Source organism: Nocardioides gilvus, assembly GCF_003194605.1.
GTDB classification, from domain to species: domain Bacteria; phylum Actinomycetota; class Actinomycetes; order Propionibacteriales; family Nocardioidaceae; genus Nocardioides; species Nocardioides gilvus.
Genome location: NZ_QHKY01000001.1, coordinates 1030264 through 1042469, shown reverse-complemented (window position 1 = coordinate 1042469; position 12206 = coordinate 1030264). Strand labels below are relative to the sequence as shown.

Annotated in this window: 10 protein-coding genes and 3 tRNA genes; 6 read left to right on the top strand and 7 right to left on the bottom strand. The window is 68.3% G+C overall.

Annotation, left to right across the window (positions count from 1 at the left end):
- Positions 1–111: 111 nt before the first annotated feature.
- Both DNK52_RS05075 and DNK52_RS05070 read right to left on the bottom strand, forming a co-directional pair.
- Positions 112–768 carry a hypothetical protein gene (locus DNK52_RS05075; protein ID WP_110239828.1) on the bottom strand — a complete coding sequence of 219 codons (657 nt, stop codon included), beginning with the start codon at positions 766–768 and terminating at the stop codon, positions 112–114.
- A gap of 201 nt (positions 769–969) precedes the next feature.
- Positions 970–2712, bottom strand: a complete 1743-nt coding sequence (locus DNK52_RS05070; RefSeq protein ID WP_239455389.1) for a sensor histidine kinase — start codon at positions 2710–2712, stop codon at positions 970–972.
- A 208-nt stretch (positions 2713–2920) separates the two neighbouring features.
- On the opposite strand from DNK52_RS05070, the gene purF reads away from it, so the two are divergent.
- Positions 2921–4495: an amidophosphoribosyltransferase gene (gene purF, locus DNK52_RS05065; protein ID WP_239455388.1), complete on the top strand. Its 1575-nt coding sequence runs from the start codon at positions 2921–2923 to the stop codon at positions 4493–4495.
- Between the two features lie 97 nt (positions 4496–4592).
- On the top strand, positions 4593–5663 hold the full coding sequence (purM, locus tag DNK52_RS05060; RefSeq protein ID WP_110239825.1) for a phosphoribosylformylglycinamidine cyclo-ligase: 1071 nt from the start codon (positions 4593–4595) through the stop codon (positions 5661–5663).
- A gap of 38 nt (positions 5664–5701) precedes the next feature.
- Here purM and DNK52_RS05055 read toward each other — a convergent pair whose 3' ends face one another.
- Both DNK52_RS05055 and DNK52_RS05050 read right to left on the bottom strand, forming a co-directional pair.
- A complete protein-coding gene (locus DNK52_RS05055; RefSeq protein WP_162598616.1) occupies positions 5702–6943 on the bottom strand; it encodes a PQQ-binding-like beta-propeller repeat protein in 1242 nt (413 codons plus the stop codon).
- 40 nt (positions 6944–6983) lie between these two features.
- Positions 6984–8159 (bottom strand): hypothetical protein, encoded by a 1176-nt coding sequence (locus tag DNK52_RS05050; protein ID WP_162598615.1) that lies wholly within the window; start codon positions 8157–8159, stop codon positions 6984–6986.
- Between the two features lie 216 nt (positions 8160–8375).
- Between DNK52_RS05050 and DNK52_RS05045 the strand changes: the two genes are divergently transcribed.
- Positions 8376–8555 carry a DUF3073 domain-containing protein gene (locus DNK52_RS05045; RefSeq protein ID WP_110239822.1) on the top strand — a complete coding sequence of 60 codons (180 nt, stop codon included), beginning with the start codon at positions 8376–8378 and terminating at the stop codon, positions 8553–8555.
- Positions 8556–8713: 158 nt separating this feature from the next.
- Here the strand turns inward: DNK52_RS05045 and DNK52_RS05040 are convergent, their stop codons facing one another.
- Together DNK52_RS05040 and DNK52_RS05035 are read right to left on the bottom strand one after the other, a co-directional pair.
- Positions 8714–10090: a hypothetical protein gene (locus tag DNK52_RS05040; protein WP_110239821.1), complete on the bottom strand. Its 1377-nt coding sequence runs from the start codon at positions 10088–10090 to the stop codon at positions 8714–8716.
- 102 nt (positions 10091–10192) lie between these two features.
- Positions 10193–10266, bottom strand: a tRNA-Phe gene (locus DNK52_RS05035).
- Positions 10267–10383: 117 nt separating this feature from the next.
- Between DNK52_RS05035 and DNK52_RS05030 the strand changes: the two genes are divergently transcribed.
- From DNK52_RS05030 to DNK52_RS05020, 3 genes are all read left to right on the top strand, one after another.
- Positions 10384–10456 (top strand) — tRNA-Glu (locus DNK52_RS05030).
- Positions 10457–10551: 95 nt separating this feature from the next.
- Positions 10552–10628: transfer RNA gene (locus DNK52_RS05025), tRNA-Asp, on the top strand.
- A 122-nt stretch (positions 10629–10750) separates the two neighbouring features.
- Positions 10751–11179, top strand: coding sequence for a metallopeptidase family protein (locus DNK52_RS05020; protein ID WP_239455387.1), 429 nt, complete (start codon positions 10751–10753; stop codon positions 11177–11179).
- A gap of 41 nt (positions 11180–11220) precedes the next feature.
- Here the strand turns inward: DNK52_RS05020 and DNK52_RS05015 are convergent, their stop codons facing one another.
- On the bottom strand, positions 11221–12171 hold the full coding sequence (locus DNK52_RS05015; protein WP_110239820.1) for an ATP-binding protein: 951 nt from the start codon (positions 12169–12171) through the stop codon (positions 11221–11223).
- Between the last annotated feature and the right edge of the window lie 35 nt (positions 12172–12206).

Here is a 12206-nt window from a genome sequence, read left to right as displayed (position 1 = left end):
GCGAAGCGCGTACTGAGGGGGTGCCCGTGTTGCGGATGACGACACCGCACCGGAAAGGCAGAACGCCCGACCGGGGATCCCGGTCGGGCGTTCTGTAGTGACTGTTTGCGATCAGACGATGTTGAAGGTCGCGATCGTGTAGTCCTGACCAGCCTTCGGGGCCAGCGCGGAGGCGTAGACCCCGAGAGCGGTGCCGTCCGCCGCGTAGCCCTGCAGCTCCGAAACCGGCGGCTGCAGCGTGATGGTGACGGGGCCGCTGAGACCAGCCGGGACGGGGAGCGCCTCGGCGCCGGTACCGCGAGCGATCGTGACCAGGTCGCCGCCGCCAGCGGGCCAAGGGGCCCTGTCGATGGTCAGCGGAGTGATCGAGTCGAGCGAGATGGTTCCGCTCAGGCGCGACGTGGAGGTCGACGTTCCGCCAACCTCTGCCGGCGGGCCGGACCCATCGCCCAGGGGGCCGGCAATGATGCCCACGAGCAGGGCGGGGATCGTCACGGTGGAAACCGTCTGCGCCGGGTCGGCAACCAGGCCCGCGGGAACTTCGAGCGGAACTCGCGCCTCGACATCGACCAGGATGTCGACGGTGGTCAACGGCGCGCCGCCCAGCGTCGGGTGGAAGACGAAACGCTTGTTGACCGTCTGGTACGTGACCTCGCCGGCGGGCGGGGTCGTGGCGAAGGCAGGCGACGCAGCAGCAACGGCGACGACCGGCGCTGACCAAGCAGCGGTGCGGATAACTGTGCGCCGGTTCGGCGTGAATTCAGACATGTGGGGTTCCCTCCCGATATGCGGTGCATGCGACCGGCCGCGCAACACGATGTAGCGCGCCCTCTCCGGCCTGTGACTTAAGACACTGAGAAGCACCGTAGGGGAACAGCGCAGGGTTCCACAAGAGGGGTTACTCGCCAGTTCGAATGACGAGATTTTGCCAAACGTGCCCGCATTTCTGCTTGACAGGGTAAAAGCCCGTCAGTTGCGCGGCAGGACCACGCTGAAGGTCGTGCCCTTGCCCAGCTGGGACTCGAACGTGATCCGGCCGTTGTGCCGCTCGACGATGCGCTTCACGATCGCGAGCCCCAGTCCGGTGCCGGGCAGGGCCACGGCTGCGGGGTTGGTGGAGCGGAAGAACTCGTTGAAGAGGTTCGCCTGGTCGATCTCGGAGATCCCCAGACCGGTGTCGGAGACGTCGAGACGTACGTTTCTGGGGCCCTGGCGCAGGCTCACCGTGATCTTGCCGCCCTCAGCGGTGTACTTCGCCGCGTTCGAGATCAGGTTGGCGAGGATGCGGTCGATGCCCTCGGGCTCGGCGAACACCTTGAAGGCCTCGTCGCTGGCGTCGACGTCGACCTGCAGGTTCTTGCGGTTGATCGTGACGCGGAGCATGTCGATCGTGTCGAGCACCGACGCGCGCAGGTCGACCGCGACCGGGGCGAACGGCGCGTGCGGGTCACCCGCATGGGCCAAGGTCAGCAGGTCCTCGATGATGCGTTGCATCCGCGCGGCTCCCCGCTCCACCGAGGAGACCGAGTTGCGGGCGGAGCGGCTCAGCTCGGGGGTGGCCTCGAGCATCTCGGCGTGGCCGAGGATCGAGGTCAGGGGGTTCTTCAGCTCGTGGGAGAGGGTGGCGATCAGGTTGGACTTGTAGCTGTCCAACTCGCGCAGCTCCTCGACCAGGCGACGCTCCCGCTCGAAGGAGCGAGCGTTGAGCAGGGCGCGACCGAGGTCGTGCCCGATGTCCAGCGCGACGCGCTTCTCGGTCTCGCTCCAGTTGATCCGCCCACCGCGACGGGTCAGGACGAGGTTGCCCAGGCACTCCTTGCCCGCGCCGAGCGGGATGAAGAGCATCGACGTCACGCCGATGGTGCGCATGAAGGAGAAGATCGCCTCCTCCTGCTCGGAGGTCAGCACCCCCACCGAGGGAAGCGTGTCGGCCAGCACGCCGACGTCCTGCAGATCCCACATCATCCGCGCCGCTACCCGAGCGATGCGACGCAGCTCGTCGGTCAGGCGGATGTCGGCGCCGTTGGAGGCGTGGACGATGTTCTGACCTTCACCGTCCTGGTCGAAGGCCTGGATCCACATGCCGAAGGCGTCGAAGCACCGCGTCACGGCTGTCTGCGTGACCTCGAGGATCCGCTCGATCGAGAGCTCTGAGCTGGCCTCCCGTACGACGAGACGCGCGGCGTCGGCCAGACGTACCTGCGCAGCCAGCTCGGCGCGCTCGATCACGTTGAGCACTGCCGGCCGGGTCTGGATGATGAACTTCTCGAGCTCGCTCAGTCGTGCGCCCGCCGGGCGCAGCCCGTCGACGGGGGAGTCCACCGAGATCAGCGCGCGCAACTGCTCCTCGCTGTCGTACAACGGTGCGACCAGCAGGTCGTACGGGTGCCAGCGGTTGGGGTCGTCGCTCGCCTCGAGGTTGACGGGGACCCAGGCGAGCTCCTCGGGCGGGATCTCGAGCTTGTCGTGCGAGATGAAGCGCAAGGGGCCCCAGTGCTCGGCCTTGAGGAGCTCTTCGGCGACCTGGTCGACCTCGACCAGGTGTCCCATGAGGGCGCTGCGGGCCTGCTCGTCGCCGGCGACCGCAACGGTCTCCATCATTCCTGATGCGTTCACGAGGCTGATCGAGGCAACCTCGAACCCGAGGAGGTCGGTCACGCTGGTGAGGATCGTGTCGAGAGTGTCGACGAAGATCGGATCACGGTCCGTCATTGGCATTGCGCAGCACCTCCCCCCTCGCTCCGGTGTGCTCGGGCGTGCTACCCGAACATTCCCTACCCGGTCTGTCTCAATCAGAGTAGCGGGGCTCCCCACCGCCGCGTACCCAATTTGTGTTATCCCTCTTGCAAAATCATCCAGTGGTGTTCAGCAGCAGCGTACGGCGGAAGCAGTGGTGCCCACGGCGCCGTACACTCTCCGTGTGGGCCAGGCCAGCAATGTGCGCAAGGGCGGCGACGGGAGACTGTCGGCCGCCATCGATCCTCAGGACCAAGGTCCCCAGGACGCCTGTGGCGTCTTCGGTGTCTGGGCGCCCGGTGAGGACGTCTCCAAACTCACCTACTTCGGCATTTACGCCCTGCAGCACCGCGGCCAGGAATCGGCCGGCATCGCGGTCAGCAACGGCAAGCAGATCCTCGTCTACAAGGACATGGGTCTCGTCTCCCAGGTCTTCGACGACGCGACGTTGGAGTCGCTGAAGGGTCATCTCGCCGTCGGCCACGCCCGCTACTCCACCACCGGCGCGAGCACGTGGCACAACGCCCAGCCGACCTTCCACCCGACGGCCCACGGGTCCCTCGCGCTGGCCCACAACGGCAACCTGACCAACACCGCTGACCTGGCCGAGATGCTGGCCAACACCGACGACGCAGACCCGCGCATGCCGGTCTCGACCAACGACACCAGCGTCGTTACTGCCCTGCTGGCCCACCACCCCGGCATGACCGTCGAGGAGCGCGCCCTCGAGCTGTTGCCGCAGGTGAAGGGTGCCTTCTCCTTCGTCTGGATGGACGAGCACACCCTCTACGCGGCCCGCGACCCCCAGGGCATCCGCCCACTGGTCCTGGGGCGCCTCGAGCGCGGTTGGGTCGTGGCCTCAGAGACCGCGGCCCTCGACATCGTCGGCGCCTCCTTCATCCGTGAGATCGAGCCCGGCGAGATGATCGCCGTGGACGCGGACGGCCTGCGTACGAGCCGCTTCGCCGAGGCCGCGCCCAAGCACTGCCTCTTCGAGTTCGTCTACCTTGCGCGTCCCGACACCTTGATGAACGACCAGCGGGTGCACAGCGTCCGCGTGGAGATCGGTCGCCGTCTGGCGCGTGAATTCCCAGCGGACGCCGACCTGGTCATCCCGGTGCCGGAGTCGGGGACGCCCTCCGCCATCGGTTACGCGGAGGAGTCGGGCATCCCGTACGGCGTCGGCCTGGTCAAGAACTCCTACGTCGGGCGTACGTTCATCCAGCCGTCGCAGACGATCCGCCAGCTCGGCATCCGGCTCAAGCTCAATCCGTTGCGCGACGTCATCGAGGGCAAGCGCCTGGTGGTGGTCGACGACTCCATCGTCCGCGGCAACACCCAGCGCGCCCTGATCCGGATGTTGCGCGAGGCCGGCGCTCGCGAGGTGCACGTACGCATCTCCTCACCGCCGGTGAAGTGGCCCTGCTTCTACGGCATCGACTTCGCGACCCGCGCCGAATTGATCGCCAACGGTCTGAACAACGACGAGATCATGCGGTCGATCGACGCGGACTCGCTCGCCTACATCGACCTCGAGGACCTCGTCGACGCCACCACGGTGCCGAAGCAGAACCTCTGCCGGGCCTGCTTCGACGGCGAGTACCCGATCCCGCTGCCCGACCCCGTCCTCGGCGGCAAGGGTGTGCTGGAGCAGGAGCAGTTGTCGCTGACGTTCAACGGCACCACCACCGGGGACGTGGACGGTCTGGCTGCCTCCCTGGCGGGCGCCGGCGCGAGTGACGCGCTCGAGCGACCCTGATCACCGAGCGACCCTGATCACCGAGCGACCCTGACCGTCCAGCGCAGATGACCACCCTGACCTCCCTGTTGACCCCCATGCCTTCCAGGAGCAACTCGTGAACGACGCAACCAACGCCTACGCCGCCGCCGGCGTCGACATCGAGGCGGCCGACCGCGCGATCGACCTGATGAAGGAGTGGATCGAGAAGGCGCGTCGCCCCGAGATGCTGGGCGGCCTGGGCGGCTTCGCCGGACTCTTCGACGCCTCCGCGCTCACCGCGTACAAGCGCCCCTTGCTCGCGACCTCGACCGACGGTGTCGGCACCAAGGTCGCCATCGCCCAGAAGATGGACATCCACGACACCATCGGCCACGACCTGGTCGGCATGGTCGTCGACGACCTCGTGGTCTGTGGCGCCGAGCCGCTCTTCATGACCGACTACATCGCGACCGGCAAGGTGGTGCCCGAGCGCATTGCCGCGATCGTCAAGGGCATCGCTGAGGCCTGCGTGCTGGCCGGCACCGCCCTGGTGGGCGGCGAGACCGCGGAGCACCCGGGGCTCCTTGCCGCCGACGAGTACGACGTGGCGGGCGCGGCCACCGGTGTCGTCGAGGCCGACGACCTGCTGGGGGCCGAACGGGTCCGGGTCGGCGACGTGGTGATCGCCATGGAAGCCTCCGGGTTGCACTCCAACGGCTACTCGCTGGTGCGCCACGTGCTGCTCAACTCCGCGAAGTGGGAGCTGGACAGGCACGTCGACGAGCTCGGCACGACGCTGGGCCAGGAGCTCCTGGTGCCGACGCGGATCTATGCCAAGGCCTGCCTCGACCTCGCGAAGCGCACCGAGACCCATGCCCTGTCCCACGTCACCGGCGGTGGTCTGGCGGCCAACCTGGAGCGCGTGATGCCGGCCGAGTTGACGGCCGTCGTGGACCGCACCACCTGGACTCCGCAGCCGATCTTCGACCTCGTACGCCGCGTGGGCAGCATCGCCCAGGGTGATCTCGAGGCCACACTCAACCAGGGTGTCGGCATGGTCTCGCTCACGGCCCCGGGCGACGTCGACGCCGCGATCGCCGGGCTCGAGGAGTTCGGGATCCACGCCTGGGTGGCCGGCGAGGTCCGTGCCGCCGACGGGGCCGACGCCGGCAAGGTCACGTTGACGGGTCAGCACCCCGGCTGGTGACGCCAGCCCGCGGACCGCAGGGTGACGTCGGCGTCACCTCACCAGGTGGGCAGTTCGAACCCCGAGATCCTTGACTTCATCCCGTACTGCTGGTTCGTCAGGGCCACCATCATGTCGCCGAACTGGTGGTTGAACCATGCCCCCTCGATGCGGGCGATCGGCTTGAGGTCCTTGCCGGTCTGCGGGTCCACGGCGGTCAGCACCATCGGGGTCCTGCTGCTGTCCTCGATGTCCTCGGTGTGCTCGTACGAGACTCGTACGACTCCGGACGGCGCGACGAAGTAGGTCTCGTCGCGGCCCCAGGCATCCCCGTCGTGCGGGTCCAGCGTCAGGTCGTCGTCCTTCCAGAGGGTTTCTCCGGTCTTGAGATCGTGAGCCCTGATCCCCCAACGGTTGCCCTCCATCTCTCCCTCGCGGTCGATCCGGGCCCTCGCGAGCAGCACCTCGTCGTTGCGGCCGATCTCGACGATGGCGGGCTCGTAGGCGTAGGTCCATGGCTTCGCCAGCGGGGCGGGCTCGCCGTCGGCGTCGACGAGCGGGGGGAGGTCGGCGTGGGTGAGCCGGTCGCTCAGGTCAACGCACGCCGCCTCGTCGTCGGGCTGCGGAGCCCCGGTGCGTGCTGCGAAGCATCGGCTGCGGCCGCGCGCGTCGACCACGGCAACCGTACGTTCGTCCGCCCCCACGGCGCGCTCGGGCGCGAGTCCGAACAGGTCGAGCGCGTCGTCACGCCACAGCGTCTTGCCGGTGTCGGCGTCCAGCACGGTGACGCGGTTGCAGCTCTCGGTCTGGGTCGACCCGCCGGGATCTTGGGTGTATGTGGACCAGAAGATCGGCACGATCCCGTCGTCGGAGATCTGCGAGGGGGTGAGGCAGGGGAAGCGTTCGGGCTCGACCATCGGCGCGTGGGTGCGGCCGGTCCGGGCATCGACCAGGAGAGTGGGCCCCGTGCTGGAGGACATGTTGCGCCCCATGCCGGAGGTCATCGCCTGGTAGGCCATCCAGTGGTGCGCCCCGACAGCCTCGGGGTTGGAGTTGACGCCCGCGATCGACCACTCCGCCTTGAGGGTGGGCGGCGGGGTGGCGGGCGCTGCCGAGGGCTCAGCGGGGTCGTCGCCCCCGAATCCGATGTTCGTGCAACCAGTGAGCAGGAGAGTGCCCAGCACGGCGCCGGTCAGCACAGCGTGGCGGCCCAACCCCCGAGCGACTCGGACGCCCCGGACGATTCGGACGATTCGGACGACTCGAATGCCTGCCGGGATGTGTCCCACGTCACGTGTCATGCCCGGAGTATGACAACACGCCCGCGAGTTGGCGAGAGATTCACCATGTGGGCAACTCAAAACCAGAGATCGTTGACTTGAAGAGCAGATCCTGTTCGGTCAACGCCACCGTCATGTCGCCGAACTGGTGGTTGAACCAGGCGCCCTCGACGCGGGCGATCGGTCGCAGGTCCTTGCCCGTACGGGGGTCGACCGCCGTCAGCACCATCGGGGTCAGATGAGCCGACTCCTCGTCAGCGGGGTGCTCGTAGGAGACGCGGACGATGCCGGACGGCGCCACGAAGTAGGTCTCGTCCCGGCTCCAGGCATCCCCCTCGTGACGATCGGGCGTGAGGTCGTCGTCCTGCCAGAGCGTCTCGCCGGTCTCGAGATCGTGGGCGCGTACGAACGGACCCTCGGAGCTCCGCTCGTTGAGGAGGCGCACCAACAAGACCTCGTCGGTGCGTCCGATCTCCTGGGAGTCGGCCTCGGGGTCGGAGGGCGACCTGGCGGGTTTGCCGTCGGGGTCAGTGAGCTCCGGAAGGTCAGCGCCGGTGAGCCGATCGTGCAGGGCGGTGCAGGCCGGGTCGTCCTCCGCGAGTGGCTTGCCGTCGGAGGTTGCGAAGCACACGCTCCTGCCCTGGTGACCCACCAGGACGATCGCCCGGTCGTCGGCACCGAGGGTGGGGGCGGCGCTCGTCCCGGTGACATCCTGTGGCCCGCCACCGGTACCAGGCGCAGGGTCGGGAGCAAGCCCGGTGAGATCGAGGTCGTCGTTGCTCCACATCTTCTTCCCGGAGGTGGCGTCCCACACCGTGATGACGGAGCAGCCAATCTTGCCGGTGGCGTCGGACTGGCGGGGCGTCAGGAGTACCGGGGTGGCGCCACCGTCGGAGATCAGGTTCGGCAGCTGGCAGGGCCAGCCACCGGGGACACGCTTCGGGTGGGTCCGGCCGGTGCGGGCGTCCACGAGGAGCAGAGCACCGGGGGAGGTTGTCCTGTAGCGGCTCACTCCGCTCGAGAAGACCTGGTGGGTCGCCCAGTGGTGGGTGCCGGTGCGGTCCGGGTTGGCGAGGTGGCCCTCGATCGACCACTCCGCTTCGAGCGTGGCAGGTGGCTCGTCCTCGCTCTCCAGGAGCCCGCTGAGGCCCTCGGTGCATCCCGAGAGCAACCCCGCGCAGAGCAGTGCTCCCAGGATTGCGGTCAGCGCGTCACGTCTCGTTCTCCCCCGTGTCATGGACGGAGTATGGCAATGGGCCTTCGATGGGGGAAGGCTCGGACGGCGCGCGCGTAGTGGGTCTCGCCGCGGGCGAGGCCTCCAATTGTCGACGTGGTGTGCGGGAACAACCAAGGAGCAGGTACGGTTACCCTCAGGAGTATTCAGACCAGTAGACCGGGAGCCACGGCGTACGCGCCAGGAGCCCCGGCCAAGTGTGCGAGGGGGTCGGACCCTATGGGGCGCGGCCGAGCTAAGGCTAAGCAGACGAAGGTCGCTCGCGACCTGAAGTACCGCACTCACGAGACGGACTTCGGGGCGCTGGCGAAAGAGCTGCACGGAAGTGACAGCGGCGAGCGGGAGCAGTCGGACGACACCGACGACTGGTCCGGCCATGCAGACCCGCCGCGAGATTGACTCCCGGTGACATGAGTCGTACTTCGGTCTGACCTGTCACCCAGCTGGACACCGCACCATCACCCGACGTCGTGGCACGACGGCCGGTGTCTCGAGCGATCGCCCTCAGCGGTCGTGCGAGCCTCCGCGCGCGTGACCCGCTTCGGGTGATGGTGCTGTCAGCGCTCTCGCATGATGACCACGTCGCCGTGCGTGCCGTAGCCGAGCAGGTCTCCGCCTGACTGCGTCCCGTCGAACGTGAGCAGCAACCACCCTCGGTCGGTCTCCACCAGCGTGGGCCACGGAAGGTTGCTCGGGTAGGGCGCGTCCAGCTGGCCCACCTCGTTCAGTTCGGTGTCGAAGATGGGGAAGCGTTGCCGCAGCGCCCTGGCGCTCTCCGGACCGTCGCTGGCCAGGACCCGCAGGGCGCCACCGACGCGCAGCCAAGTGGTGCCCTCCGTGGCGCGACGACCCGTTGCCGCTGCGCTGAGCGTGAGGCGGTCCAGGGTCGGTCCCTGCGCCAGCACGGGGTGGAAGACGAAGTACTTGCGCGCACTCACGTAGCCGACCCGCCACGTCTCGCCGTCACGCAGCAGGTGAGGGTCCCACACCCCGACCGAGGTGAACCCGTCCGTCGGCAGTGAGAGTTCGTGCGACGTGAGCAGGTGCTCACCGCGCAACAGGTCTGCGTCGCTCTCCGCGAGCGTGACCCGCACCGGCCGTTGGGTCGGCTCGAAGTCGCCCCAGGTGCTCGTGGCGACCAGCCACCGGTTGTCGTCACGGACCAGGTGAGTGGCGTGGTCGCCGTACGCCCCCTCCCGGTCCGGGCGCGTGAAGAAGAGGTCGCTGCGGTGCTCGAGCTCGAGGGTGTCAGGGTGCAGGCCCCAGAGGCTGGTGTGCGCGGTGTCGAAGAAGCCCGGCCCTGCCGAGGTCGCAGTCAGCAGGAGGTGGTCGCCGTCGCGCACCGGGGTGCCGTCGGCCTCGGTGACCAGCCGCAGGTCACGCAGTCCCAACTGGCCGAACCCTCCCGCCACGACGTCGCGCAGCGCGGCGCCACCTGTCTGGCCACCCGCCTGGGCACCGGCCTGGGCACCGGCCTGCAGGGCACCCAGCCACTCCGATCGGCGTACGTCGACCCGCTCACCGAGGTCGTGCCGCGCGTGCGCCTGCCACTGGGCGTCGCTGCGGCACAGGAGGGTCAGGTGGGTGCCGGTGAGGGTGAGCGCCAATCCGTCGGGGCGGTGCCTCAGGGTGCCGTGCCGGCGACTGACGTGGGAGGTCGTCCGAGGCCGACCGCCCGACTCGGTCGTGATGTCGATGCCCACCTGACCGGAGACCGAGTCCCACCAGGCGACGAAGGTGTCGGTGCCGCTGCTCAGCGTCAGCTCCACGCGGCCCTCGACCAGGGCGGTGGCCGAGACGCTCGCCTGCACGGCGGCGTACGGCGCCTTCCGCGGGCAGGGGGTCAGTGTGCCGACCGGGCACGGGCGGGCACTGTGCGGGGAGACCAGATCGACCGGCCGGAGACGGGCGACGATGTCGAACGGGGGCAGCACCTCGCCATTGTGCCGGTGGGGTGGTCGGCGTCGCGCACGGGTCGGGCGGAGGCAGGGAAAAGCAGTAGGGCCCGACTCATCAGCCGGGCCCTACTGTGCTTGTGGGCAGGGGCGGGGTCGAACCGCCGACCTTTCGAGTTTCAGTCGAACGCTCGTACCAACTGAGCTACCTGCCCAAGCGAGGGAAACCCTACATGAGCCGCGGGCCGGGGGCGAAAACCGGGTCGCTGGCGTCGAGTGAGCCGCTTTGGGGCAGGTGGGGGGTCTGTGCATATGATGTGTCCGCACCGCTGGCCCCCATCGTCTAGCGGCCTAGGACGTCGCCCTTTCACGGCGGTAGCACGGGTTCGAATCCCGTTGGGGGTACGACCCGAAAACGATGCGGACCCCGATTGGGTGCCCGCGCCGGGTGTGGGTTAGAGTTTCACTCGCTTCGCCCCCTGGGCGAGGTGTTCAAGCAAGGCCCTGTAGCGCAGTTGGTTAGCGCGCCGCCCTGTCACGGCGGAGGTCGCGAGTTCGAGTCTCGTCAGGGTCGCCAGTACGAGCCCCGCCTCTTCGGAGTGCGGGGCTCGACTCATTTGACGCCCTGATTGTCGCTGGGATCGTTTGTGCGGTGCCTGGCTGTCACCAGGTGACACCCAGGCACCGCACTGTTGCTCCATGTCGGCTTCTGACCTCCCGTCGATGTACGCAGGCGGCGCGCGCTTCGCGCCGGTGGCTACAGTCGGCGGCGTGGAGGTCAGCGAGGTCACCGGGGAAGAGTTCGACGCGTACGTCGCGGAGGCACTCGACACCGTCCCTGACGAGCTCGCGCGGCTCGTACGCAACGTGGTCGTGCTCGTCGAGGACGACGCGCCGGCCGACGACCCGGACCTGTTGGGCTACTACGACGGATTCGCGCTGACCGAGCGGCAGGCCAACCACTCAGGGGCGTTGCCCGACCGGATCCTGCTCTTCCGTCGCCCCTTGATCGAGATGTGCGAGGACCGGGACCACCTCGTCGCTGAGATCGGCATCACCGTGGTGCACGAGATCGCCCACCACTTCGGCATCGACGACGCGCGACTGCACACCCTGGGCTACGCCTGAGGCCTCGACAGGCCCCGCTGCGGCGTCAGCAGTCGTCGAGTTCAGCAACCGTTGGAATGACCGCTCCTGGTGAGGCGGGAGGACCACGGCGTCGGGTCCTTGCCGTCGGCCTGGTTGAGGAACTCGCTGAGCAGCCACTGCTGCATCTCGATGTGCTCTGGGGTACGCGCCAGGGCGAGCAGTCGCTGGCTGCGGCAGAAGGTGTCTGCCAGTTCGAACATCTCGAGGATCGTCCGGAACACCTGCGACGACCGGGGCGAAGCCCTGAAGGCGAAGTCGGAGACCGGACCGGTCTCACGCAACCCAGCCGCGAGCTTGGCGAGGGTCGCCGGCGGGAACTGGTGCTCGAAGGTGTCGAACATCTGCGAAAGGTCCCCGGCCAGGGGGTACTCGGTGTCGTGGGAGAGCGAGAGCAGTCTCAACTCGCGACGCAGGTTGGCGTACTGGGTGAGCATCGACTGGAAGACCGGGACGTCGACCTGGCACAGGGTCACGATCATCGAATCCGGGAGGGGGGTCCAGTCGGATGAGTCCGGGTTGAGGTCACCCACGATGACGCCCTCGGGGTATTCGTCGTGGTGGGCCCGTGCCGGCTCGAACCAGACGACCTTGCCGCCCCGCTCGATGGAGGCGCCCCAGGCGATCGATGACATCGCCACCATCGCCAACCCCCGTCCGCTGGTCGCCAGATCCGCTTCGTCCACCTCGTCTAGCGAGATGTAGGAGGCCGGCTCGCGGGGGAGGACGGGAGGACGGCGGGAGGCGTCGAAGATCTCGATGCGCGGGTGGTGGACGGTGCCGCGCACCCGGATCGACACGGGTGCCTCGCCGTGCAGGATCGCGTTGGTCACCAACTCGGAGACACCCAACTCAGCACACTCGATGAGATCGGTGCGCCCAAGGTCTTCACAGGCCTCAATGATCCAGCGCCTGGCTCGGGCGACCGAGCTGGGAGCGGGCTCAAGCTGAAGGGCTTCCTTGTTCAGCGGCAACAGGGGTCCTTGGGACGAGGGTGGGTGCACACAGG

Excerpts from the sequence above, each read along its gene's own strand:
- DNK52_RS05075 (WP_110239828.1), bottom strand. The coding sequence starts at position 768 with ATGTCTGAATTCACGCCGAACCGGCGCACAGTTATCCGCACCGCTGCT.
- DNK52_RS05070 (WP_239455389.1), bottom strand. The coding sequence starts at position 2,712 with ATGACGGACCGTGATCCGATCTTCGTCGACACTCTCGACACGATCCTC.
- DNK52_RS05055 (WP_162598616.1), bottom strand. The coding sequence starts at position 6,943 with ATGACACGTGACGTGGGACACATCCCGGCAGGCATTCGAGTCGTCCGA.
- DNK52_RS05050 (WP_162598615.1), bottom strand. The coding sequence starts at position 8,159 with ATGACACGGGGGAGAACGAGACGTGACGCGCTGACCGCAATCCTGGGA.
- DNK52_RS05045 (WP_110239822.1), top strand. The coding sequence starts at position 8,376 with ATGGGGCGCGGCCGAGCTAAGGCTAAGCAGACGAAGGTCGCTCGCGAC.
- DNK52_RS05020 (WP_239455387.1), top strand. The coding sequence starts at position 10,751 with ATGTCGGCTTCTGACCTCCCGTCGATGTACGCAGGCGGCGCGCGCTTC.